Source organism: Candidatus Cloacimonadota bacterium (genome assembly GCA_020532085.1).
Lineage (GTDB): Bacteria > Cloacimonadota > Cloacimonadia > Cloacimonadales > Cloacimonadaceae > Syntrophosphaera.
In genome coordinates this window covers 102,949-126,805 of record JAJBAV010000001.1, presented here as the reverse complement: position 1 = coordinate 126,805, position 23,857 = coordinate 102,949, and the positions used below count along the sequence as shown (strand labels likewise).

Annotated in this window: 16 protein-coding genes and 1 pseudogene; 10 read left to right on the top strand and 7 right to left on the bottom strand. The window is 55.3% G+C overall.

The features are described 5' to 3' along the window. The first annotated feature begins 4 nt into the window (after window positions 1-4). Window positions 5-796, top strand: coding sequence for a tRNA pseudouridine(38-40) synthase TruA (gene truA / locus LHW45_00515; protein ID MCB5284067.1), 792 nt, complete (start codon window positions 5-7; stop codon window positions 794-796). 2 nt (window positions 797-798) lie between these two features. Beyond that, a complete protein-coding gene (gene hisS / locus LHW45_00510) occupies window positions 799-2,076 on the top strand; it encodes a histidine--tRNA ligase (protein ID MCB5284066.1) in 1,278 nt (425 codons plus the stop codon). Between the two features lie 324 nt (window positions 2,077-2,400). Here the strand turns inward: hisS and LHW45_00505 are convergent, their stop codons facing one another. From LHW45_00505 to ppdK, 6 genes and pseudogenes are all read right to left on the bottom strand, one after another. Next, complete coding sequence (locus tag LHW45_00505) at window positions 2,401-3,096, bottom strand: CDP-alcohol phosphatidyltransferase family protein (protein ID MCB5284065.1); 696 nt, start codon at window positions 3,094-3,096, stop codon at window positions 2,401-2,403. After that, a complete protein-coding gene (locus LHW45_00500) occupies window positions 3,093-3,575 on the bottom strand; it encodes a GtrA family protein (GenBank protein ID MCB5284064.1) in 483 nt (160 codons plus the stop codon). The genes LHW45_00505 and LHW45_00500 overlap by 4 nt, the downstream gene beginning before the upstream one ends. A 222-nt stretch (window positions 3,576-3,797) precedes the next feature. Continuing rightward, window positions 3,798-5,150, bottom strand: a complete 1,353-nt coding sequence (locus LHW45_00495; GenBank protein ID MCB5284063.1) for a phosphomannomutase/phosphoglucomutase — start codon at window positions 5,148-5,150, stop codon at window positions 3,798-3,800. 36 nt (window positions 5,151-5,186) lie between these two features. Beyond that, window positions 5,187-5,756 (bottom strand): annotated as a pseudogene (gene rdgB, locus LHW45_00490) (RdgB/HAM1 family non-canonical purine NTP pyrophosphatase). Window positions 5,757-5,760: 4 nt separating this feature from the next. After that, window positions 5,761-6,282 carry a DUF1232 domain-containing protein gene (locus tag LHW45_00485; protein MCB5284062.1) on the bottom strand — a complete coding sequence of 174 codons (522 nt, stop codon included), beginning with the start codon at window positions 6,280-6,282 and terminating at the stop codon, window positions 5,761-5,763. A 146-nt stretch (window positions 6,283-6,428) separates the two neighbouring features. After that, window positions 6,429-9,149: a pyruvate, phosphate dikinase gene (gene ppdK, locus LHW45_00480; protein ID MCB5284061.1), complete on the bottom strand. Its 2,721-nt coding sequence runs from the start codon at window positions 9,147-9,149 to the stop codon at window positions 6,429-6,431. A 413-nt stretch (window positions 9,150-9,562) separates the two neighbouring features. Here ppdK and LHW45_00475 point away from each other — a divergent pair, with 413 nt between their 5' ends. The 5 genes from LHW45_00475 (at window position 9,563) to LHW45_00455 (ending at window position 18,838) form a co-directional block, all read left to right on the top strand. Then, window positions 9,563-12,253, top strand: coding sequence for a hypothetical protein (locus LHW45_00475; protein MCB5284060.1), 2,691 nt, complete (start codon window positions 9,563-9,565; stop codon window positions 12,251-12,253). A gap of 291 nt (window positions 12,254-12,544) precedes the next feature. Further along, a complete protein-coding gene (locus tag LHW45_00470; protein MCB5284059.1) occupies window positions 12,545-15,166 on the top strand; it encodes a helix-hairpin-helix domain-containing protein in 2,622 nt (873 codons plus the stop codon). A gap of 11 nt (window positions 15,167-15,177) precedes the next feature. Beyond that, on the top strand, window positions 15,178-16,626 hold the full coding sequence (locus tag LHW45_00465; GenBank protein MCB5284058.1) for an outer membrane protein transport protein: 1,449 nt from the start codon (window positions 15,178-15,180) through the stop codon (window positions 16,624-16,626). A 71-nt stretch (window positions 16,627-16,697) separates the two neighbouring features. Continuing rightward, window positions 16,698-18,356, top strand: coding sequence for a bifunctional metallophosphatase/5'-nucleotidase (locus LHW45_00460; GenBank protein ID MCB5284057.1), 1,659 nt, complete (start codon window positions 16,698-16,700; stop codon window positions 18,354-18,356). Further along, on the top strand, window positions 18,353-18,838 hold the full coding sequence (locus LHW45_00455) for a hypothetical protein (protein ID MCB5284056.1): 486 nt from the start codon (window positions 18,353-18,355) through the stop codon (window positions 18,836-18,838). The genes LHW45_00460 and LHW45_00455 overlap by 4 nt, the downstream gene beginning before the upstream one ends. Window positions 18,839-19,521: 683 nt before the next feature. Here the strand turns inward: LHW45_00455 and LHW45_00450 are convergent. Beyond that, window positions 19,522-20,094 (bottom strand): hypothetical protein, encoded by a 573-nt coding sequence (locus LHW45_00450; GenBank protein MCB5284055.1) that lies wholly within the window; start codon window positions 20,092-20,094, stop codon window positions 19,522-19,524. A 415-nt stretch (window positions 20,095-20,509) separates the two neighbouring features. Between LHW45_00450 and tyrS the strand changes: the two genes are divergently transcribed. The 3 genes from tyrS to glnA are packed head-to-tail and all read left to right on the top strand — an operon-like array spanning window position 20,510 to window position 23,818. Then, window positions 20,510-21,712 carry a tyrosine--tRNA ligase gene (tyrS, locus tag LHW45_00445; protein MCB5284054.1) on the top strand — a complete coding sequence of 401 codons (1,203 nt, stop codon included), beginning with the start codon at window positions 20,510-20,512 and terminating at the stop codon, window positions 21,710-21,712. Continuing rightward, entirely contained in the window at window positions 21,713-22,360 is a 648-nt protein-coding gene (locus tag LHW45_00440; GenBank protein ID MCB5284053.1) for a site-2 protease family protein, read from the top strand. Between the two features lie 36 nt (window positions 22,361-22,396). Beyond that, entirely contained in the window at window positions 22,397-23,818 is a 1,422-nt protein-coding gene (gene glnA / locus LHW45_00435; protein ID MCB5284052.1) for a type I glutamate--ammonia ligase, read from the top strand. Window positions 23,819-23,857: the final 39 nt, after the last annotated feature.

Sequence of the window (23,857 nt, the reverse complement as noted above, 5' to 3'; positions counted from 1 at the left end):
GCCCATGGCCCGCTATCTGATGCGCTTGATGTATGACGGAGCTGGCTTCCGCGGCTGGCAGGTGCAGTGCGCCGGACGCAGCATCCAGGGTGATCTCATCTCCGCCTTTCACCAGATCGGGGTGCGCCATCCCGGAGTCACCGGGGCCGGGCGCACCGATGCCGGAGTGCACGCTTTGGCGCACTTCGCCCATTTCGATTATCCCGGCACCATGAGTCCACGCCAACTTCTGCTGGCTCTGAACAACAAACTGGGCGAGGACCTATTGATCACAGGCATCTGGCCGGTGGCGGACGATTTTCACGCCCGCTATCAGGCCATGGCCCGCAGCTATGCCTATCTGCTGGCCCGGGTGCAAACCCCGCTGAACCGCCTGCACACAGGTTTCATGCCCCGCCGCAACATCGGGAGGGAAACTTTGTCCCGGCTGGCCGAAGTGCTGCTGGGCCCCCACGACTTTTCCTCCCTCAGCCGCGATAACCCCTTGGTGCCCAATCATGTCTGCGATATCCAGCAGCTTCGCGTCTCCGAAGAACGGGGCATCATCCGCTTCGATATCAGGGCGGACAGGTTTTTACACAACATGGTGCGCCGCATCGTGGGCACCCTGGTCAACCTGGACCACGCCGGCCTGGGCTCCGCCGCGCTGCAGGCCATCCTGGACGAGGCCAACCCGCGCCAAAAGCTGGTTACCACCGCTCCCGCCCAGGGTTTGTACCTCACTGGGGTGCGCTATCCGAATTTGCCGCTTGACGAATCCGCCCCTGCTGAGGATTTGCTCTATTTCTTGAGGTGATGATGAAATACCAGATACCCCGCGGAACCTATGACATCCTGCCTGAGCAAAGCTATAAGTGGCAAAAAGTTATCTCCGCTTTTCGCGAGCTCGCCGCCGCCTTTGGCTATGAAGAGATCAGCACGCCTGTCTTCGAGCAGGCCGCTCTGTTCGAACGCTCATCCGGAGAGAGTTCCGACGTCGTTAAAAAGGAAATGTACCGCTTCTCGGACCAGAAAGGCCGCCAATTCGCGCTGCGTCCGGAAGGGACCGCGCCGGTGGCCAGGGCCTACCTGGAAAACCGCCTGGACATCGGCTCCGCCGTGCGCAAGCTCTACTACATCGGCCCGATGTTCCGCTACGACCGCCCCCAGGCCGGACGCTACCGCCAGTTCCAGCAATACGGCATCGAATTCATCGGCAGCGACAATCCCTTTTACGACGCGGAGGTGATCTCCATCCTCTGGCTCTACCTCAGCGGTTTGGGGCTTGCCAAGCTGCGTCTGGAACTGAACAGCGTAGGCTGCGCCAACTGCGCCAAAGACTACGACAAGGCGCTGCAGGAATATTTCCAGCCCCACGTGGCAGAGCTTTGTCCGGACTGCCAGCTGCGGATCGGCCTGAAACCACGCCGGCTGCTTGACTGCAAGGTGAAGGCCTGCAAAGATATAGCCCGGGGCGCGCCGTCGCAGTTGGATTATCTGGACGAACCCTGCCAGATCCACTTTGCCGCCACCCAAAGACATTTGGAACTGATGCAGGTGCCTTTCACCATCAATCCCCGCATCGTGCGTGGGCTGGATTATTACACCAATACGGCTTTCGAGATCGTGTCGGAAGGCCTCGGCGCGCAGAATTCCCTGGCCGGAGGCGGACGCTACAACGGCTTGCTGGAACAGATCGGCGGCAAGAGCATTCCCGCCATCGGTTTCGCCGGAGGCTTCGAACGACTCCTGCTGGCCCTGGAAGAGGAAAAAGTGTCCCTTGGCCAGGCGCCTGTCCCGGATGTTTTTGTGATCCCGATGGGAACCGCGGCCCAGGAATTCATCCTGCCCTACCTGAACGATTTGCGCAAGGCGGGTGTTTACGCCGAATACGATCCCGACAAGAATTCCTTCAAAGCCCAGCTCAAGGCCGCCGACAACAGCCAGGCCCGCCACGCCCTGATCATCGGCGAGACCGAACTGGCCAGGAAAAGCGCCATCCTCAAAGACCTCAGCAGCGGAGAACAACTCACCTATCCGCTGGAGCCCCTTTCAGAGCTGATCTCCGCCCTCCGGCGCCGATCCCCTGTTCATTGAACCAGAACTGAACAAGACGAAAACGGGGCCAACTGCCTTTTTTAGGGATCTTTTGCAAATCGGGTAAGTAGATCCCAGAAGCGGAATGCGTTGGCATGAGGGTGAAGTGGCCGGGGACCCCGCAGAGGACCGAAACGATGCCCCTTTGGCCATTAAGGCCATTTCCCGGGGCCCGGACGCGCCTCCCGCATGATAGCCGCGTTTGATGCGATGATCAGGCGGGGAACGTGGGAGGGGGATGGAAGCGAGCGCTCAGGGCGTGACTGGAAGGACTTTGCGGTGGGTAAGCATCTCTGTCGCCCCAACATCTGCGGTTGGCCGGATTCATTCCTCGTTGCCCGCGCCCGGCTTTTTCGCCCGGTCAAGTTTGTCCAGTTTACGCGCAGTTCTGATGGTGTTCACCACGAATATGATCAGAAACACAAGGCTGAAGAACAGGCCGCCCAAATCCATGATGGTCAGATCATCGCCCCGGTATCGCATCACCCGGCCGTCCCAGAAAACCATGACCGTGTTGAAGAGGATGATGGCCAGCCTGATCTCGGTGGGTCCGAACTTCATGTAGGAGATGCGGAACTCCCCGTGAGTGTAGGCGGATACGTGCACAAAGACATTCATCAGCAGATAGCCGATGGCCAGCATCATCGCGATGTCGAACCGCATGAGGGGCGACATGCCAAAAGCCAGGCAGACTATCACCGTGGTCAGGGCGTCGGCCATATGGTCCACAAAGTAGCCATAGCGCTCTCGCTCGATATGCCTCACCCGGGCCAGGGTGCCGTCCAGGCTGTCGCCAAACCAGTTCAGCACGAAGCCGAAACTGGCCAGAAACAGCCACCAGCGCGAGTGCGCGCTCAGCAGATAGGCCGCCGCGCTGAGCAGCGTGGCCAGAAATGCCAGTGCCGTGAGATGGTCCGGAACCACCTTCTCCGGCAGGGCTGCAGCCAGCTTGCGCAAGATCTTTCTTTCCCAGGGTCCGGTGAGGGTGTCGATCACCCTTTCCGCGTTTGTCTCGTTCATGCTTTCTCCCTGATCTCCTTGTCAGCAGGCACGGAGGTCTGTTTTTGCTTTCGTTTGGGGAATACCAGATATTCGTTTGCCAGCAGCTTGAAGAGCGGTCCCAGGATCTGTCCCGCCACGCTCGCGGCCATGTAGTGGACGCCCAGAAAGTGGTTCAGCAGCCACAAGATGCCCAGGTTTACCACAAAATCTATGGACGCGGTCACGATGTTGTAGCGCAGCAGCAAGTTGAAATAATTGCCGGGAGAGCGCTTGGTGCGGTCTTTCCAGGTGATGAAGTAGTGTCCCGTGAAATTGTGGATGATGGCCACTTCGATCGCCACAGCGCCGGCGATCAGCAGGGGCATCTTCAGGACGCCGTGGGTTAGCCACAGAACAGCGAGGTTCACCAGCGTGCCCAACCAGGCGATCAGATGAAAGCTGATCAACTTTCTCAGATTGATCTTCTTCAGCCTCGCCCTGAACTTTGCTGTCTTCATCCTGCTAGTCCTTTGTCTGTACTTGGTACTGCCAGTCAAGGGTGTTTCCCTTAAAAATTTTCATCTGCACGCCTGCTATACCCGGGCGTATATTTTGTAAAGCATTATCTTTCAGGCTCTCTTTTTCCCCTGCCGGCCTGCCCCCGGCCCGAACCTGGCAACAAAAGGCAAGAGAAAACCCGGAACCGCTTGGCGCCGGGTTTTCAGAGCTTTGGAGCAGGCTCAGAGATACTTGTTGATCTTTCCTTCGATCAAGGCCTGGATCTCGTGCATGCGGGCTTCGGATTCCGCCTCGAAGCGGGTTACCAGCACCGGGGTGGTGTTTGAGGCGCGAACCAGTCCCCAGCCATCGCTGAAGGTGATGCGGGCGCCGTCGATGTCGTTCACGTCGTATCCCTCGGCCTTGAATTCCTCGCAGACCCTGGCCACCACCTCGAATTTCCGCTCGTCGGCGCATTTCAGATGCAGTTCCGGGGTGTTGTACATCTTTGGCTGGTCGGCCAGGTAAGTGCTTACGGGGGCGTCGGTTTGGGAAACAATCTCGATCAGGCGGCAGCTTACGTAGATGGCGTCATCGAAGCCCAGATAGCGGTCACCCAGAAACACGTGGCCACTCATCTCGCCGGCGAAATCCACCCCGATTTCCTTCATCTTCATCTTGATGTTGGCGTGGCCGGTTTTATACATCATGGGCACGCCTCCATGCTTGCGGATGTCGTCGTAGAGGTTTTTGGAGCATTTCACGTCGGCGATGATGGTCTTGCCCTGGTTTGTCTTCAGATAGTCGCGGGCCAGGATGTTCAGGATCTGGTCACCGAAGAGCATTTTGCCCTTTTCATCCACCACGCCGATGCGGTCCGCGTCACCGTCCAGGCCTATGCCCAGTTCGTATTCCGCTTCCACCACGGCCCGGGCGAGGTCCACCATGTTCTTGGCCACGGTGGGGTCCGGATGGTGGTTCGGGAAAGTGCCGTCTGGCTCGCAATACATTTCGATGAGTTCGCAGCCCAGCCGGGAAAGGATCTCCGGCAGATAGGGCCCGCCCATGCCATTGCCGCCGTCGATCGCCACCTTCACCGGCCGCTCCAGATGGATGTTGGCGGTGATGTAGTCGATGTAATCAGCGTTCACCGAGTCGTCTTTGGCATATCTGCCCGCGCCGCTGGCAAAATCGCCGGCTTGGATGATCTTCAGCACCTTCTGCAGCTCTTCCGCGTAAACGGAACCCAGTCCCAGATTAAGTTTGCAGCCATTGTACTGGGAGGGATTGTGGCTGGCGGTGACCATGGCGCCGGCGTCGGTTTTCAGCTTCCAAATGGCGTAGTAGAGCACGGGAGTGGCCACTATGCCGATGTCGGTGATGTCGCAGCCCGTCTCCAAAGCCCCTTTCACAAAGGCCTGCATCATTTTCGGGGTGGTAAGCCGGGCGTCGCCGCCCAGGGCTATCGTTTTCAGGCCTTGCTGGCGCAGATAGCTGCCAAAACCTTTGCCTATCAAGTAGTATGATTCTTCGTTCAGTTCTTCGTCAACTATGCCGCGAATGTCGTATTGGCGGAATACCTGGGGTTCGATCATGTTAACCTCCTTATCTGATTCCATGATATCTTTCAGGATGGGCAGCATGGCTTCCAAAGCCTTGGCCCGGTGGGAATGCGCGTTCTTTTCGGTGTCGGTCATCTCGGCGTAGCTGCGTTCTCCCGGCTCCGGAATGAAGATGGAGTCATAGCCAAAGCCGTTGCTGCCGCGTTCACTGGTGGAGATGGAACCCGGCATGATGCCTTCGGTGAATGCCACCACTCCGTCCGGGGCGGCCAGGACCGCGCAGGTGCGAAACTCCGCGCGGCGGTCGGAGACGCCTTCCAGCATCCGCAAAGCCTTGTCCCGGTTGTCTTTATAGCTGCAATGCTCGCCGGCAAAGCGGGCGGCGTAGATCCCGGGCTGGCCGTCCAGGGCATCGATGAACAGGCCCGTGTCGTCGGCCAGGCAGAGCATTCCGGTGTGCTTCGCCGCTTCCAGGGCTTTCTTGGCCGCGTTGCCGCGCAGGGTGTCCTGGTCCTCCAGCGTGGCGGGAAGGTCCTCAAAATCGAGCAGGGAAAAGACCTCCATTGCCGTTCCGGCCAGCAGCGCGCGGAGCTCGGCGATCTTGTCCGGATTCCGGGAGGCGATCAGAAGTTTGTGCACGCGCCTACTTGATCTTGAGCCACTTCTTGATGCGGGCCAGCACTTTTTGGTCCAAAAATTTCTCGGCCGTGGCGGTGATCTTCTGCATCAGGTGCAAAACGTCGCCCTCGCCGCTCCAGTTGTCTTCCAGCACTTTCTGGTCAACTTCGTTGAGCAGCATGTTCAGCCCCATCACCACCAGCACCAGGTCGTCCACCGAACCCAGGATGGGAATGAAATCCGGAATGATGTCCAGGGGCAGCATCACGTAGGCCACGATCCCCCCCAGCATCAGTTTGCGCTTGGTGGGCACCCGTTTGTCGAGCGCGACGCGGCTCACCAGAATGAAGAAATCCGGCAGCAGAAAAAGGTATTCGGCCAGCTTGTTGCCGGCTTTGCCCGTCTTCTCGTTCGTCCAGTCCCTGGCTTTTTTGCGCAGCTTCTCGTAAAACTTCAGCTTGTCATCATCCAGGTCCACGATGCGTTCGTCCAGCTCTTCCCGCTCGGCGTCGGAAACATCCTGTCCTGCAAAAATTTCGTCGTTCATGTTCACCTCACAATTCCATAAAATCGATCCTCTCCAAAACGGTCAACCACTTTTTTGGCTGGCAGGGCTCCAAACCCGGAACACAGGCATGAAAAAACGCCGGAGAGCCAAGTCTCCGGCGCTGTATCTCATACGGTGTTATTGCTTTAGCGGATGGCTGCCATGGCCGCGGCCAGCCTGGCGATCGGCACGCGGTAGGGTGAGCAGCTCACGTAGCTCATGCCCACGCGGTGGCAGAATTCCACGCTGCTGGGCTCGCCGCCGTGTTCGCCGCAGATCCCCACCTTCAGGTCGGGCCTGGTCTGGCGTCCGCGCTCGGTGCCCATCTGCACCAGCTGGCCCACGCCTTCCTGGTCCAGGATCTGGAAGGGGTCGTGTTTCAGCAGGTTTTTGCTGATGTAAACCGGCAGGAAGACCCCGGCGTCGTCGCGCGAGTAGCCGAAGGTCATCTGGGTGAGGTCGTTGGTGCCGAAGCTGAAGAATTCGGCGTTCACGGCGATCTTGTCCGCGACCAGGGCGGCGCGCGGGATCTCGATCATCGTGCCCACCAGGTATTCCACTTTGGCGCCCTTTTCCGCGAAGACCTTCTCCGCGGTGGCGCGGATGATCTGTTCCTGCAGCTTGAATTCGGCGTCGGTGCCGATCAGCGGGACCATGATCTCCGGCAGCACTTTCACGCCTTTGGCCTGAACGCTGAGGGCGGCTTCGATGATCGCCCGGGCCTGCATTTCAGTGATCTCGGGATAGGTGTTGCCCAGGCGGCAGCCGCGGTGGCCCAGCATGGGGTTCATCTCGTGCAGCGAGTTCACGCGGTCCTTCACGGTTTGCAGGGGCAGGCCGAGTTCGTCGGCCATGATCTGCTGCTGCGCCTCCTCGTGGGGCACAAACTCGTGCAGGGGCGGGTCCAGCAGCCTGATGGTTACCGGAAAGCCGTCCATGGCGGTGAAGATGCCTTCAAAATCGGCGCGCTGGATGGGCAGAAGTTTGTCCAAAGCCTTTCTGCGCCCGGCTTCGTTGGCGGCGAGGATCATCTCGCGCATGGCTTTGATGCGGTCTCCTTCAAAGAACATGTGTTCGGTGCGGCAGAGGCCGATGCCCTTGGCGCCGAAATTGCGGGCCACGCTGGCGTCCTTGGGGGTGTCGGCGTTCGTGCGCACGTACATTTTGGTGTATTTTTCCGCCAGGGCCATGATCTGAGCGAAATCGCCGCTGAGTTCCGGGTCCACGGTTTCGATCTTGCCTTCCAAAACCTGCCCGGTGCTGCCGTTGAGGGAGATCCAGTCGCCTTCCTTGAAGCTTTTGCCGCCCACGCTCATGGTGCGGGTCTTGTTGTCGATGTTGAGGGCGCCGGCGCCGGAGACGCAGCATTTGCCCATGCCGCGGGCCACCACAGCCGCGTGGGAGGTCATGCCTCCGCGGGCGGTGAGGATGCCTTTGGCGACGTTCATGCCGCGCAGGTCTTCCGGAGAGGTTTCCAGGCGGCAGAGGATCACCTGCTTGCCCTGGGCGGCCCAGGCTTCGGCGTCGTCGGCGAAGAAGACGATCTGGCCGGTGGCGGCTCCCGGAGAGGCGGGCAGGCCTTTGGCGATCTCGGTCGCGCCGGCCAGGCCGGCTTTGGAGAACACGGGATGCAGCAGTTCGTCCAGTTTGTTGGGTTCCATGCGCAGCAGGGCGGTCTTGTCGTCGATCATGCCCTCTCGCACCAGGTCCATGGCCACTTTCACCATGGCGAAGCCGGTGCGTTTGCCGTTGCGGGTTTGCAGCATCCAGAGTTTGCCTTCCTGGATGGTGAACTCGATGTCCTGCATGTCTTTGGCGTGGTTTTCCAGTTTTTTCTGGGTGGCGAAAAGTTCCTGATAGACCGTGGGCATCGCCTCTTCCAGGGAGGGATACTTGGCGGCGCGGTCGGCTTCGGAGACTCCGGCCAGTTCGGCCCAGCGCTGCGATCCGATTTTGGTGATCTGCTGCGGGGTGCGGATGCCGGCCACCACGTCTTCGCCCTGGGCGTTGATCAGGTATTCGCCGTTGAACAGGTTCTCGCCGGTGGCGGCGTCACGGGTGAAGGCCACGCCGGTGGCGCTGGTATCGCCCATGTTGCCGAAAACCATGGCCTGCACGTTCACCGCGGTGCCCCAGGCGTCCGGGATGCCGTTCAGCTGGCGGTAGAATATGGCCCGGTCGTTGTTCCAGCTGTTGAACACGGCAAACACCGCGCCCCAAAGCTGTTCCCAGGGGTCATCCGGAAAATCGTGGCCGGTGTTGTCTTTCACGGCTTTCTTGAAGCGGACCACCAGTTCCTGCAGGTCGGCGGCGCTGAGGTCGAGGTCCTGCTGCACGCCACGCTCCTGTTTCATCGCGTCGATGATCACTTCAAAGGGGTCGTGTTCTTCCTTGCTGGCGGGCTTGAGGCCCAAAACCACGTCGCCGTACATCTGCACGAAGCGGCGGTAGCTGTCCCAGGCGAAACGCTCGTTGCCGGTCTTTTTGATGATGCCCTGCACCGCGTTGTCGTTCATGCCCAGGTTCAGGATGGTGTCCATCATGCCGGGCATGGAGGCCCGGGCACCGCTGCGAACCGAGACCAGCAGCGGGTTTTCGTTGGAGCCGAAACTCATGTGCATCAGGTCTTCGATGTGCTGCACGGCACTTTGCACCTCGGCCAGCAGCAGTTCCCGCATCCTGGCTTCGCCCAGCTGGGTGAATTCGATGCAGGCGTCTGTGGTGATGGTGAATCCAGGGGGCACGGGCACGCCGATCAGATTCATTTCGGCTAGGTTGGCGCCTTTGCCGCCCAGCAGATTCTTCATGTCCGCCCTGCCTTCGGCACTTCCGTTGCCGAACAGGTAAACACGTTTGGTATTAGGCATTTATCCTCCATTAATGGTTTTTTTTAATATTTTCTTACCTGATTTTGGCAGGGGCCATTTTGTCAATGAATAACTGGCCTAAAGTGCATTTCTATTCCCAGTGGTTGTTTACATAGATACCGAATTAATCATAAATTGGTCCAGCTACATATTCGTCTAGAGAATCGTTGTATACTTCTCCAAGCTTAAAAAAACCTTGACGGATTTGGACGAATTATAAGACTGCAATTGAATGTTCAATTGTTGAATTTATCGGATTAAGAAGTTTTGTTATTAATAAAAGATGCATAGAAGACATATTGATATACTCAATGCAACATATTGCGAAACAATATATTGTGGATACAGCCATGAATTTTATCATTGTCATCTAGGTTGGAAACACATTGATTAGTATAAATAGTGAGGTTATTATGGTATACTGGATTGAGGAGTTCAAGAACAAAACTGCTCTAGTTACAAACGATGTAGAAAAAGTTGCTAAATGTGCTCACTTTCTTGATCTAATATTGCAAATATATTCTGTGATTTATTACTCTCACACAAGAATCGTCAACAAAGTTAGTAAAAGCATTATTGAAGTGATTTTATACAGGTTTCACAATAAGAATCCTCTCTCATCATCATGGGCAGATCTTTTGAAGAACTGCTCTCTGATTCTTGCGCTTTCAGACAAAATATCTTCTAAGATTCAAGAAACGAATTGTGGTAAGAGTGTAACCGAAATTGCTAATTTGTATCGGCCTGCAGATGAGCAGAGAGCATGTAATTCATATGATATTAATACTTTTATAGCTGATTTAATGACTATACGAAATAAGGCATATGCTCATGGGAAGATTACTGACGAAAGAGCAAAGATAATCAATCAACTAGGTCTTTTTGAATCACTTGTTTGCTTCAGCCAGATATTGAATAACCTTATTGATGGTAGAGTATTATTATCTAAGAATACTAGCTATGACGTAGATAAAGAAGGCAACCTGGATTTTAATGATTTCTCCTCTTTCCCGATAGTAAAGTATTATATTCCGATATCATCCATCGAAGGACATGATCCTATCTATGTTGGAGAATATTATTATTACTATAAAGACTCACTAATACCATTAAGGCCATTTCTTATCTGCTCAAATGAAGAACTATATGTATATAGCGGGGTGAATAAGAAGAATTTCCCTCAATACCAACAAATCATTGACATAGACCAAACACCAATTACAAAGAAGAGCTTAACAGAGGCTTTTAAGGAGACAATTAAGGAAGATATTGATCTATTGCATGAAGTACCAATAAGAATTATGATGAGAAAAGACAATAATGTTATTCATAATGTACCAACGCCTTTTTTTGACAGATTCATTGGTAGGACACAGATAATAAGTGAAATAATAAGGAATCTAGACCATCGAAGACATTATTTGATTACAGTAAGCGGAATAGGTGGAGTTGGAAAATCTGCTATAGCAATTGAGACGGCCAGAACTCTAATAGAATTGCCTAGCATGAAATATCAGTACATTATTTGGGTCAGCGCAAAATGGGAATTTTTAACTCCGGAAGGTATTAAACAAGAAGAGATTAAATTTACGCAACTGAACCAATTGTTAAATGTAATATTGGACGCGACAGGGTTCGATGAGTATAAAAATCATACGTTCAAATACAAAAAAGAACAATGCCTCGAGATACTCTCAATGGATTCATTTCTGCTAATACTGGATAATTTTGAGACAGTAGAAAATCCAAGTGCATTCTTAGATTTTTTTGAAGCAGTGGGTGATCAGTCGGAGGGAACCAAAATTTTACTTACTACAAGACACCAACTTGGCAGCTCAGAGAAAATCATAGAGGTAAAAGAGTTTGATTACGATGACTACCGGGAATTCTGCAAATACTTGGTTAGAGAAAAATTCTGCCTTGACATTGATATATCGGACGGTGATGTTAAAGCCTTGCATAATTTTACGGGAGGCGTTGCGCTGGCAACTGAAGTTCTAATTGGTCAAATAAAGAATGAATCATCTATAAAGAAATTAGTAAAAAATATAGAAACCAAGAATTTTGCAACTAAGGAAGAAATCTTGAAATTCTCTTTTGCTCAAACGTTTGAATCGCTTGACGAGAAGCAAAAGAAGGTGCTGTTTAGTTGTTGTATCCTTGATAATCCATCGAAAGACAGCATATGTTTCGTATCTTCAATAAATGAGTTCGATGTAGAGGAGATAATAGGGTACCTTAACAAACTTTCTTTGATTAATCATGACTCCATGAATCCAGGCTCTTACTCTATGCTTCCTTTGACTAGGTCATTCTTAACGAATAAATTATTGGAGTATTCAACAATCAATGAAGATCTCACATTACGACTCAAAGAGTATCGAGATATAGTAGATGTTAGACAATCATCAGCCATTTATCATCAACCGTTCAAAAAAGATTTGTCCTTATCTGATACTTTTGCTTTGTCAGCATACAATCGAGCTAAATGTGGAGATATTGCCAAATCTGAGGAGTATTTTCAAAAAGCTACTGAGTACGGAGATAAAAATCCATTAATATATTATTATAAAGCAAAAGTAGAACTAGAAATTGCAGGTTCTGTAAATAAGGACTATTTCAACAAGGCCCTGTCATTTAGTGATGACCTTGATTTTAAAGTCCTGTTACATACCGAAATGGGTATAGGGCTGTATAATCAAAAAGAGCTGGTTGAGAGTGCAGCAGCTTTTCAGAATGCCATTAGATTGAAAAGCTCGTGTAGTCTATATCATTATTTGGGGAAGTGCTACTATGAAATCGGACGAAACCAATGGAAGAAAGGCTTACGTAGAGAAATGATGAATAATTACAAAAAGAGTTCCGAAGCATTCTTAAAAAGCATATATGATAATCCAGATGTTTACCAAAAGAACAGTACTGCAATATCATATTATTATCTGGCAAAAATAAATATATACACTAATAATCATAGGGATGCATTAGATTATGTTAACAAGGGTCTTGAACTTCAGCCAAACAATCTAAGATTCCAAGAACAGAAGACGTTTATATTAGAGAAGATCAAGAAAAATGATCATCGTGCGATAAAAACAACGAACTAATGATACTATCGGTCATATGTAGTAACAAGTATTTCTCCATCGTGATTTGATGTCTCCCATTATCAATACGGAATAAATACGGGATCAATACGGATGAAATCCGTATTGATCCCGTATTTATTCCGTATTGATCACCAGGGAGGCGCGGCGGCGGGAAAAAGTTGGCGGATTACTCGAATATTGGAAGGACAAACTCAAAAAAAGCTTTACAGATTATCAGGAGTCCACAGAATGTGAATCTTGTAAAAAAACTTTGAGTTTCAAAAGTATAAAGCATAGTAAGGAAAAGCGATGAAAAAGTTATTTGTCTTGCTCTTTGCCCTCTTTTGTCTGGGGCAGATTGCCGCCAAAGTGGATCTGAACACCGCCAACCTCGACGAACTTTTGCAGCTGCCGCTCACGGAAAAGCAGGCCCGGGACATCCTGGATTACCGCACCTACATTTCCATTTTCAGCGACATCTACGAGCTGCGCGAGATTCCTTCCATCGACCAGCCGACGCTGCTGCGGATCAAGGATCTGGCAGTGGTTTCGCTGTACGTGGAGGAAGACGAGGTGGCGGCCAGGCGCGAGGAGATCCGCGATCTGCTGGAACGCCTGGACAGCAACGAGGGAGCCTCCGAAGGCATGTCCGACGTCTGGGAGGACTATCTGATGACGCCCCAGAACGTGAACAAGATGCACTTCGACGACTTCATCAGCCTGCCCAACGTTTCCGCCATCGACGCCGTGGGCATTCTCAAACGCACCGCGCAGGGCGACACGATCGCGGACATGCGCGACCTGCGCAATTCACCCGGGCTCAGTTATTACGGCTACACGAACCTCCGCAGCTACGTCTATTACAAGGAACCGCCGGTGAGCAACCGTTTCATGTGGGACGCCCAGATGGAGTATTACACCCGCTATCTGGAGGAAGGCGCCTACGACATGTATCACGAGAGCTTCCTGCGCAGCGATTACGGCAATTCCAGCGTGACGGTCCCGCACCGCAAGGACCTTTCCTACTGGGGCTACTTCAACATGGACGAGGTGAACCCCGATCTGCTGGTGAAGCTGCGCGCCCGCTACGGCAACAACTACAAGGTGGGCTGGATGTATTACAGCCCCAAGGGTGAAACTCCGATCCGGGACAAAGGCCCCGCCGAGATCATGGCCGATTCCAAGTTCTACGCCGGCTATGAGAACACCGCCCTGCCGCTGCTGGACAACACCCGGCTGAAACTATATCTGGGCCATTACCGCGCCACCTTTGGGGAAGGGCTGGTGATGGAAAATACCGATTTTTACAGCGCCCGCAAGACCGGCTACGGCTTCAGCAAACGCATCCTGGGCCTCACCCCCGATCTTTCCCGCACCCAGGAATACGCCCTGCGCGGCGCGGCGGTCGAACTCACCAATCCCTGGTTCGGCGTTTCCGGCTGGGTCTCGCAGGATGACAAGGACGCGGTGGCCTACGTGGACCGGGATGGCGAGATCATCCAGGAAGGCGGCAAGGACAAGCTTTTTGGCTATGTGATCCCCACCACCCGCTTTGGCACCGAGGAACTGCGCGAGGCCGAAACCCATTTCAACAGCGAACTGCAGAGCGGCTCGCCCTACGCCACGGACTACATCAACCTGGCCTACCGCAAGGACGCGCTGCGCGAAACCCTCTGGGGCACGCATCTGCAGGTGAATCCCTTCCTGGGCACCAAGCTTGGCTTCACCACCTACACCGCGCTCTATGACAACGCCTACTTCGTGGTGCCGGCCTGGAACGACCTCAAGATGCTGCTGGTGCGCGATTCCTATTACTATCCCAAATTCAAGATGATGGACGCCGAGATCGCCGGCCTCTACAGCACCCTCACCGACACCTACGCCCGCAACTACCGCCGGGTGCTGGGTTTTGACGCCCAAACCACTTTCGGCAACGTCTCCGTGCAGGGTGAATACGCGGAATTGAGCGTGGACGGCTCGGACTTCAAACTGGGCGATGATCCCAAGGCCTATCTCGTGAGCGCCTACACCCAGTTCGACAACCTCTATTTCCTCAGCCTTTACCGCCACTACGACATTGGCTTCGACAATCCCTACAGCAATTCCTTCTCCGAGCACGAGCGCTTCAACGACACCATCCTGGAAAAGAACATCTACGCGCTCACCAATCCCACCCTGGCGGACATCTATCTGAACGCGCCGCAATCCCAGCCGGAGAAAGGGATCTACTTTGAGACCCGCTACAAATTCGACCGCTTCTTCACCATTGGCCGCAGCTACCTGGACATCTGGGAACGCCTCTCCGACGCGCGCCGCTCCGTGCGGCTGCAAACCGAGCTGGAATTCCGGCCGGTTTTCCAGCTGGCCATGCGGGCGCGCTTTAAAACCCAGACCAACCGCTACGACGACTACGCCGAACGCGGTGTTTCCAAGACCGACGAATACACCTTCAGCGTGCGCACCTTCCTTTCCAACCGCGATTTCCTGGAGTTCGAATACCGCTACAACACCGTGCTGAGCCCGGCCTACACCTCGCTCACCAATCCGGCCCTGCCCGGCAACAACACCATGGCGGCCGCGATGACCCTGATGACCGGCGACTATATCGGCGTGAACTACACCCACAACTTCAACGCCAACCTGAAAGTGCAGGGCTCGCTGATCTACTGGTTCGGCCACGGCATTTCGCACTGGGATTGGGAAGACATGGAGATCGACTTTATGGGCGACAAGGGCATGAAAGCCTGGGTGGCCCTGCATTCGAGGATCTCCCGCAACATGTATCTCTCTCTGAAATTCAGAAACAAAACCTATCAGACGCAGGAACTGAGCATCCGCCAGTATAACGTGCCTGTGGAAGGTGAAAACCTGTACCAGCGGGTGGACCACAAGGAAAACACCATCCGTCTCAGCCTTGAATACCGCTACTAAGTGGAGGAATAATGATCAACAAACATCTCATCATAATGCTGGCAATGCTTCTTTCCCTGGCCGGGCTGAGCGCCTGGTCCATCACCGATACATACTTTGGAAACCGCTTCGGCGTGCTTGACGCCCGCAGCCAGGCCATGGGCGGAACCGGGCTTTTTGACGACATGCGCACCGCCGGGATCATCATCAATCCCGCGAACCTGACCCTGATGGACAAAGGGGCCGGGATCGCCGGCGCTGTTTTTGTGAACCGCAACGAAGACAACCGGGCCGTGCCGCTCTACAATTCGTTCGACAACTACATCGACGACGCCGTCTACGCCTCCAACATCAATATGTACGACGACTACTCCGCCGCCGCTTTCACCGCTCTTAAACTGGGGAAAGCAAGGCTCGGCGTGGGAGCGTATTACAGGCCTTATCTGAGTTTCGACGGCACTTACGACGAACAGATCCGCAACAACCGCAACACCGACAACGACTCCTATCCCGAGATGATAGCCATCAACCGGATCGAAAACACGGGCGTGCTTAATCAGGCCTCCGCCGTTGCCAGCATGGGCTTCAGACTCGGCCAGGTCTTCGACGTCAATCTGGGCCTTGATTTTGGCAAGCTCTACGGCGACATCACCAGTTCCAAAACCATCCGCTGGAGTCAGTGGGCCATCGATACAGTGGGTGAAGGCGTATTGCCTGATTCCACCTATACCGAGCACGTCGATCTCGACGGCTACCGCCTCAAAGGCGGCATCGGCATCCGGATCAATGAGAACTTCGGTATTGGCAGCACTTACGCGCTCAAATCCACTCTGGACCGCAAGCTTGACTACTCCATCCAGCAGGAAGCCTGGGATGGTCACGCGGCCATGGATTCCACCGCGTCCATCACCGAAGATTATATCCTGCCGACCCAGATCAGTCTGGGCCTGAACTACCAGCCGCGTAACATGATCATGCGCACCAGATTCAATCTGGAGGTTGAATGGGTCAAGTTCAGCGAAATCCCAGAATATTTTGAAATACCTGATACACTTACAATCGTTCAGTATTTCCCTTACGATGATTGTTACAATTTCTCAGCCGGGGTGGAACACCACATCACGAACCGCCTGCCCCTGCGCCTGGGTTTCAGATCTGAAACCAGCTATCTTCGCGAATTAGAGCGAGACGGAACAATCACCGTCAGAAAAGTTATCACACCCACCATCTCCGGAGGCAGCAGCGTTTTCCTGACAGACAACCTGCATCTGGACCTCGGCATCGGCTATTCCTGGCGGGAATACGAAGCCTTGGATATGTTCAGGGATAAGTATTACGATGACACCGAATACACCGACGACGACACCTACCAGCTTTGGCCGAATCAGTACATCGTGCTCACCGACCGCGGCTGGGAAAACCCGGACAAGGTGCGGGAAAGCAACTTGAGCCTGAGCGCCAGCCTTAGTATCTCTTGGTGAGAAACAGTAAATATTCGCTTGTCATGTGGCAGCCGGCAGATAACTTGTAGCTAAAGGATAAACTTATAATTATGAAAAATATCATTCTGCTCACAGCGCTCTGCCTGGCCCTCGCGGCTGGACTCGGCGCAGAAGACCTTCGTTTGGACATCATGTTTTCCAATGACGTCCACGGCGGCATCGACCGCTCGGAGGCCACTTTCATGAACCCGGACTTTCCTCCCCAACTTGGTGGAGGGGCGTCCGCGGCCACTCTGATCAAGCACGTGCGCTCGCAGGGAAACGAACAACGCGCTTCCCTGCTGCTGGACGCCGGCGACTTTTTCCAGGGACGCCCCGTTGGAACGGTCACCAAAGGCCGCGCCGTGATCGAATATATGAACGCCATCGGCTACGACGCCATGACCGTGGGCAACCACGAGTTCGACATCATCGACGAAGAGCTGATGGAAACGCTGGAATGCGTGAATTTCCCGATCCTTTCCTGCAACATCATCGACCGGCGCACCGGCGACCTGCCTTGGTATGTGGTGCCCTACCGCATCTTCGAAAGGCTGGGCCTGCGCATCGGCGTGATCGGCTTCACCACCACGGACACGGAAAAGATGAGCTTCCCGGAGCACATCAAGAATATCGATTTTGTGGACGAAAAGATCGCGGTAAGCAAGTACGTGGAGATCGTGCGCGACCAGGAAAGGGCCGATATCGTGATCGTTCTGGGCCACGCCGGCTTGCCCTACGAGATCGAGGAAACCTACCTTTCGCGCTACGACGCCCAGGGCAATCCGCTGCAGGCAGAGCGTTACGCCGCTTGGGGCTGGGACGCCCAGGAGATCGCGCGCGAAGTGCCCGGTATCGATCTCTTCATCGGCGGCCACATGCACCGCGGCATTCCCAAACCCTGGATCGATCCCTACACCCACACCATGGTGATCCAGGGCTATGCCTACGGCTCGAACCTTGGCTGGATGACGCTTACGATCGATCCCGAAACCAAAAGCGTGAGCGGCTATGAATTGCCCGCTCTGCGCGAAGGCCTGATGATCACCCTGTTTGAGGACCAATTCATCCCGGACCCGGAGATCTCCGCCACCATCGAAGCCCAGGTGGCCGTTGCCGAAGAAGGCATGGATGAGATCATCGGCACCGCAGGGGTCTATCTCTCCCGCACCAACGTGGATGCCCAAAGCCTGATGGGAAACACGATCACGGACGCCATGCGCCACGAAGTGAACGCCGATTTCGCCTTTCTGAACCTCGGTGGCGTGCGCGCGGACATCAAAAACGGGCCTGTAACCTACCGCGACGTCTTTCAGGTGATGCCTTTCGACAACATGGTGGTGAGTTTCCGCTGCACCGGCGAATTCCTGCGCCGCATCATCGAAACCCGCGTGGAAGGCGGACGCCACGGCCTGGTGGTCTCCGGTGTCAACGTGGTCTATTCCAAAAAACGGCCCAATTTCGACCGCGTGACCTCGCTCAAGATCGCCGGCGAACCCTGGGACAAAAACAAGATCTACACCTGCACCACCACCGACTTTTTGATGCAGGGCAACGCAGGGCTCACGCTGCTCACCCAGGTGCCCGCGGAAGACATCATCTTCCATCAGATCAACCTGCGCGACGCCATCGTTAACTACTTCCGGAAGAACAGCCCCGTCCGCACCAGGATCGACGACCGCTGGGAACGCGACGACAACGCCAAACCCACCCCGGAGATGCTGCCATGAAAGTATCAATGGTGATCTGCTCCCAATCCGGCAACACCCTGAAACTGGGGGAAATGATAAGCGCCAAACTGATGGAGGCCGGACATCAGGTGAACCTCACCCAGCTGGTCTCCGATCCGCCCCTGGACCAGAGCAAACCCATGGCCGCCGGAAACATCCGGATAACCAACCTGCCTGATGTGAGCTCCGCGGACATCGTTCTCATCGGTGGCCCGGTCTGGGCGTTCCGGCCCTATCCCTTGCTGCTGAAAGCGATGGCGGACCTGGCACCTCAGCTCAGAGGCAGGCAGGTGCTGCCTTTCGTGACCCACTCTTTTCCCTGGGCCTGGCTCACCGGAAACTCCTCCGTGAACACTTTGCGCAGACTGGCCGGCAACGCCGGGGCGCAAGCGCTGCCAGGACTGGCGCTGCCCAGCGCCGCCAAACGTAAAATGGACAAATACGAAGAAGCCGCGAACCTGATCTGCGCGCAAGTCCGATAGACCAGGATACAAGCTCAACTTCCAGGCCGGAAACCTCAGATTGGTTTCCGGCTTTTTCTTTTGGCCGGGATCAAGTTGGCGGCAGCCTCCGGCCTCTGCCTTGCCCTGCCGGATCACTTGGCTTCCGTGACGGAGAGGCTGGAGTCGAGCGACGCAGGAGCATCGACTACAGCAGAACCCGGGCATACACATTTTCATACGGATTCACGGATTGAACGGATTTACGGATTGAACGGATTCAAACATCCCCTACCCCGCTGGAGTCGAGCGACGCAGGAGCATCGGCTACAGCAGAACATCCCTCTCCCCGCCTCAAACGCACGTCATTCCGTAAAGGAGCGCCTCTGGCGCGAAGAGACGGAATCCAAACCTGGCGGGAATAGCCCATCTCAGACTCAGGCCAAAGAGGGGTCGATCCAGACGCAGTCTGCATCGAAACCCTCCCAAGGCATTACCCACATCGTCTGGATTCCGGTTCCCCGCGTGCTGGCGCACGCTTGCCCGGAATGACGTAAGTTTGAGGCGGGGTGGTGCTGGTTTCTGGATTCCGGGGTCCCATCCGCACCCCACGAACTCGCTACGCTCGTCCGCGAGGACCCCGCTTCCCCGGAATGACACCCTGGCCCCAGTCGCTTGTGCGACTTCCCCGGAATGACGCCCTGGCCGTGGAATCGCCGTTGCCGCTACAGTCCCCGGTAAAAGCGATAGTTGGCCAAAAGCTCGCGCAGGGGGCGGTTGCCCAGTTCAGGATTGAAGAGGACCAGACCGGACCTGAATTGTTTCTCCGCATCGTTGTCACAGTGCATGGTGGCCATCCAGGCGGCGTTGATGCTGCCCAGGTCCCTGCCCAGCACCAGGGCGGCGCAGAGCTGATACTCGTTCAGGCTGGCCAGCCAGGCGCGGCCTTGGGCAAGTTGCGTGGCCGGATCTCCAAAGAGCCCTTCCCGGTGCCGTTCCAGCTCCGGATTGTCAGCCACGGGCCGGAGGGTCCAGTCGTTGTAAGGATCCAGGTCCATCACCAGGCGCATGATCACGTCGGTTTTGGGGTAGTGGCGCACGAAGTCCAGCAGGGGAAAGTGGAAGTGGGCCAGCGAGCGCCAGTCCGCGTGGGATGTGCCAAAGGCCAGGAAATGCTCCCGCAGTTTCCGGGCCAGCATTTCGTTTTCGGCGCTTACGATGCTTCCCGCCGGCGTGTACACCGGCATTCCCTGTTTCACGATTTGGTATGTCCCTTCCTTGAACAGGACCTGATACATTTTTCCTCCCTAATACAGTTTACATTGATTGCTCCGGAGCGTACCTTTCCCGCACGGCTTCAGTTCAAGCCAGTGGCCGGGAAAAAGCAGGATCCAGACCCATAATTGTCCCCGCGCGCGATGCGCCAGAGATTTCCCGTGATTTTGAGGGAACCGCAGATCCCCTGAACCCGTACATAGTTACAACCTCCTGTTGCGAATTTTTCTGACCGTCGAGTGAACGCATCCTCCCCACCGGCCATTTCCTGTCAAGAAAAAATTTGTTCCCGCAAACCAAGCGGCGGCAGCCGTCCGGCATGGGCTCCGGCCCTGGAAGTCATTTCCGCAAGTGTCCGGGCCGGAAAGGCTTGACAAATACGCCCCCTGCCGTTTCTGGTCCCGTGAGTCCAATTTATGGAAAAACATAAGGATAGACATGCGTTTCGAACAAGAACTGAAAGTGATAAAAAGAGCCACGGACGAGATCATTCCGCTGGAAGACCTGCTGGCCAAGCTGGAGAAAAGCGAGCGGGCGGGCCAGCCGCTGCGGATCAAATTCGGGATCGATCCCACCGGCTGCGACGTCCACCTGGGCCATCTGGTGCCTATCCGCAAGATGCGTGATTTTCAAGACCTGGGGCACACCGGAGTGATCATCATCGGCGATTTCACCGCCCAGATCGGCGACCCCACCGGCCGCGACGAATCCCGGCCGCCGCTCACGCACGAGGAGATCCTGGCCAACAGCGAAAAATACATGGAGCAGCTTTACACGGTGCTGAAGCCCGAACAGACCGAAGTTCGCTGGCAGAGCGAGTGGTTCGGCGCCATGGGCATGGCCGAGGTCCTAAAGCTGATGGGGAAATTCACCCTGGCCCAGTTCATGGCCCACGATACCTTCAGAACCAGATTTGAGGCGGGTTTGGCCCTGGGCATGCACGAGCTCATGTATCCAATATTGCAGGGCTACGACTCCGTGGCCATCCACAGCGACGTGGAGCTGGGCGCCACCGAGCAGAAATTCAACATCCTCTGCGGACGCGACATGCAGCGCCACTTTGGCCAGGAACAGCAGGTGGCGGTGCTTTCACCCATCCTCACCGGCACCGACGGCGTGAACAAAATGGGCAAGTCGCTGAACAACTATATCGCGGTGTTCGACACTGCCGCGGATAAATTCGGCAAGGTGATGTCCATCCCGGACAGCCTGATCCTGAACTATTTCAAGTACGCCGCCAACGCCGACGAGGAAGCGCTGGACAAGGTGACCGGCGAACTGGCCCAAGGCACCAACCCCATGCTGCTGAAGAAAAGGCTGGCGCGCGAGATCGTGGGCTTTTACCATGGGGAAGAGGCCGCGCTGAGCGCTCAGGAAAGCTTTGAGCAGCTCTTTTCCAAACGCGAGCTGCCGGACGAGATGCCGGAGTTTGAAGTCAGCGAACCGGTGTTCCGCGTGGCCAAACTGCTCACCGACAGCGGTTTGTGCGCCAGCGGGGGAGAGGCCAAGCGCCTCATCCAGGGCGGCGGGGTGAGCATCGACGGCGCCAGGGTGAGTTCAGTGGACGCGGAGGTCACCCTCGCCGACGGCATGGTGCTACGGGCCGGCAAACGCAAGTTTTTGAAACTCAGGAAGGCGTAAATGGTTGTATCGGACAAAACCATCGAAATGGTGCTGACCGGCATCATCATCCTGATCGTGTTCTATTCGATCATCATCCATGAAGTGAGCCACGCCGTGGTGTCCTTCTGGCTGGGCGACGACACGGCCAAACGGGCCGGCCGGCTGAGCCTGAACCCGCTCAAGCACATCGATTGGTTCGGTACGGTGATCCTGCCGCTGATCATGTATTTCACGGCCGGCGTGATCTGGGGCTATGCCAAGCCGGTGCCGCTCAATCCCTACAACTATAAAAACATCAAACAGGGGATAGGGCTTTCGGCGCTGGCCGGGCCGGCTTCGAACCTGCTGATCGCCATCGTGTTCGCGCTGCTGTATCACCTCAGCCCCGGCAACCAGCTGCTGGCCTACATCTTTCAGATGGTGGTGTTTTTTAACCTGCTGCTGGCTTTTTTCAACCTGATCCCGGTTCCGCCGCTGGACGGAAGCAAGGTTTTGGGCATGGTGCTGCCGGATGACGCCTACTGGCGCTGGATGGCCCAGGAAAGGACCGGCATGTACGTGCTCTTCGGCATTCTGATCGTATCCCGCCTGCTGAACCTGAACATCATCGGCCGGCTGATCCTGCCGCCCATCAACCTGGTGATGGGCCTGCTGGGCGTTGCCTGAAAAAACGATAACAAAAAACATCCAAGGATAAAAAGCATGGACAAGAACAAAATCATCGAATTGATCAAAAAACACAACATCAAGGCGATCGACCTGAAGTACACCGGCATGGACGGACGCTGGTACCACATCACCTTCCCGGCCCGCGGGCTGGATGAGGTTTTGCGGCTGGGCGTGCCCTTCGACGGCTCCTCCATCCCGGGCATGCGCTCCGTGGAATCCGGAGACATGGTGCTGATGCCGGACACAGACACGGCGCACATCGACCCCTTCTTCGAGACCCCCACCCTGCGCTTCATCTGCTCCATCTGCGACGCGGAAACCCGCATCGGCGTGAAAAAAGACCCCCGCAGCGTGGCCCTGAGGGCTCAGGATTACCTCAAATCCACCGGTATCGCCGACCACAGCACCTGGATCCCGGAACTGGAGTTCCACCTCTTCGACACCGTGGAATACAACAGCGACGAATATTCCAGCGGCTACACCGTGACCTCCGCGGAAAGCAAAGACGCCCTGCCCCTGGATTTTGAAGATGACGACGCCGTGGCCCAGCAAGGCCGAAAAGGCTATCACATGGACACGCCTTTCGACCGCTACTACGAGATCCGCCAGGAAATGGCGGACCGCATGGAAGAGCAGGGGATCAAGGTGCGCTACCACCACCACGAGGTGGGGCTGAGCTCGCAGCAGGAGATCGAGACGGAACTGCTGGCCTTCCCCAAGATCTGCGACGACACCATGGTGATGAAGGACATCATCCGCCGCACCGCCCTGGAGTACGGGCTCACGGCCACCTTCATGCCCAAACCCGTTTACAACCAGGCCGGCAACGGCATGCACTTTCACATGATGCTGCACAAAAATGGCAAGAACATATTCTACCAAAAAGGCGGCTACGCTGACCTCTCCAACGAGGCGATCTGGTTCATCGGCGGCATCCTGAAGCACGGACGCGCCCTGGTGGCTTTCACCAATCCCAGCACCAACAGCTTCAAGCGCTTGCTGCCCGGCTTTGAAGCGCCGGTGAAGCTTTTCTACGGCCTGGCCAACCGCAGCGCGGCCATCCGCATTCCCAAATATGCCAATACGCCGGAGACCAAACGCTTCGAATTCCGCACCGGCGACGCCACCTGCAATCCCTACTTCGCCATGAGCGCCTTGCTGCTGGCGGGTTTGGACGGCATCATCAACAAGATCGACCCCGCCAAACACAAACTGGGGCCCTACGACGACAACGTCTTTGCCTGGAGCGAGAAACAGAAAGCCAAACTGCTGTCCATTCCAGCCAACCTGGCCGAAGCGCTGCGCTGCCTGGAGGAGGACCACAAGTTCCTGCTGCAGGGCAACGTGTTTAACGAAGAACTGATCGAATCCCACATCAAGCACAAACTGGCTGAGCATCAGGCGGTTATGAACCGGGTTCATCCACACGAGCTGTTGCTCTATTACAATCTGTAAAGCTTTGGAACGCATATTGCAAGGTCAGTAGGCAAAACC

Bases quoted from the DNA above. Each gene is read 5' to 3' on its own strand.
- truA (MCB5284067.1), top strand. From the start codon at position 5: ATGGCCCGCTATCTGATGCGCTTGATGTATGACGGAGCTGGCTTCCGC.
- hisS (MCB5284066.1), top strand. From the start codon at position 799: ATGAAATACCAGATACCCCGCGGAACCTATGACATCCTGCCTGAGCAA.
- LHW45_00505 (MCB5284065.1), bottom strand. From the start codon at position 3,096: ATGAACGAGACAAACGCGGAAAGGGTGATCGACACCCTCACCGGACCC.
- LHW45_00500 (MCB5284064.1), bottom strand. From the start codon at position 3,575: ATGAAGACAGCAAAGTTCAGGGCGAGGCTGAAGAAGATCAATCTGAGA.
- LHW45_00495 (MCB5284063.1), bottom strand. From the start codon at position 5,150: ATGATCGAACCCCAGGTATTCCGCCAATACGACATTCGCGGCATAGTT.
- LHW45_00485 (MCB5284062.1), bottom strand. From the start codon at position 6,282: ATGAACGACGAAATTTTTGCAGGACAGGATGTTTCCGACGCCGAGCGG.
- ppdK (MCB5284061.1), bottom strand. From the start codon at position 9,149: ATGCCTAATACCAAACGTGTTTACCTGTTCGGCAACGGAAGTGCCGAA.
- LHW45_00475 (MCB5284060.1), top strand. From the start codon at position 9,563: ATGGTATACTGGATTGAGGAGTTCAAGAACAAAACTGCTCTAGTTACA.
- LHW45_00470 (MCB5284059.1), top strand. From the start codon at position 12,545: ATGAAAAAGTTATTTGTCTTGCTCTTTGCCCTCTTTTGTCTGGGGCAG.
- LHW45_00465 (MCB5284058.1), top strand. From the start codon at position 15,178: ATGATCAACAAACATCTCATCATAATGCTGGCAATGCTTCTTTCCCTG.
- LHW45_00460 (MCB5284057.1), top strand. From the start codon at position 16,698: ATGAAAAATATCATTCTGCTCACAGCGCTCTGCCTGGCCCTCGCGGCT.
- LHW45_00455 (MCB5284056.1), top strand. From the start codon at position 18,353: ATGAAAGTATCAATGGTGATCTGCTCCCAATCCGGCAACACCCTGAAA.
- LHW45_00450 (MCB5284055.1), bottom strand. From the start codon at position 20,094: ATGTATCAGGTCCTGTTCAAGGAAGGGACATACCAAATCGTGAAACAG.
- tyrS (MCB5284054.1), top strand. From the start codon at position 20,510: ATGCGTTTCGAACAAGAACTGAAAGTGATAAAAAGAGCCACGGACGAG.
- LHW45_00440 (MCB5284053.1), top strand. From the start codon at position 21,713: ATGGTTGTATCGGACAAAACCATCGAAATGGTGCTGACCGGCATCATC.
- glnA (MCB5284052.1), top strand. From the start codon at position 22,397: ATGGACAAGAACAAAATCATCGAATTGATCAAAAAACACAACATCAAG.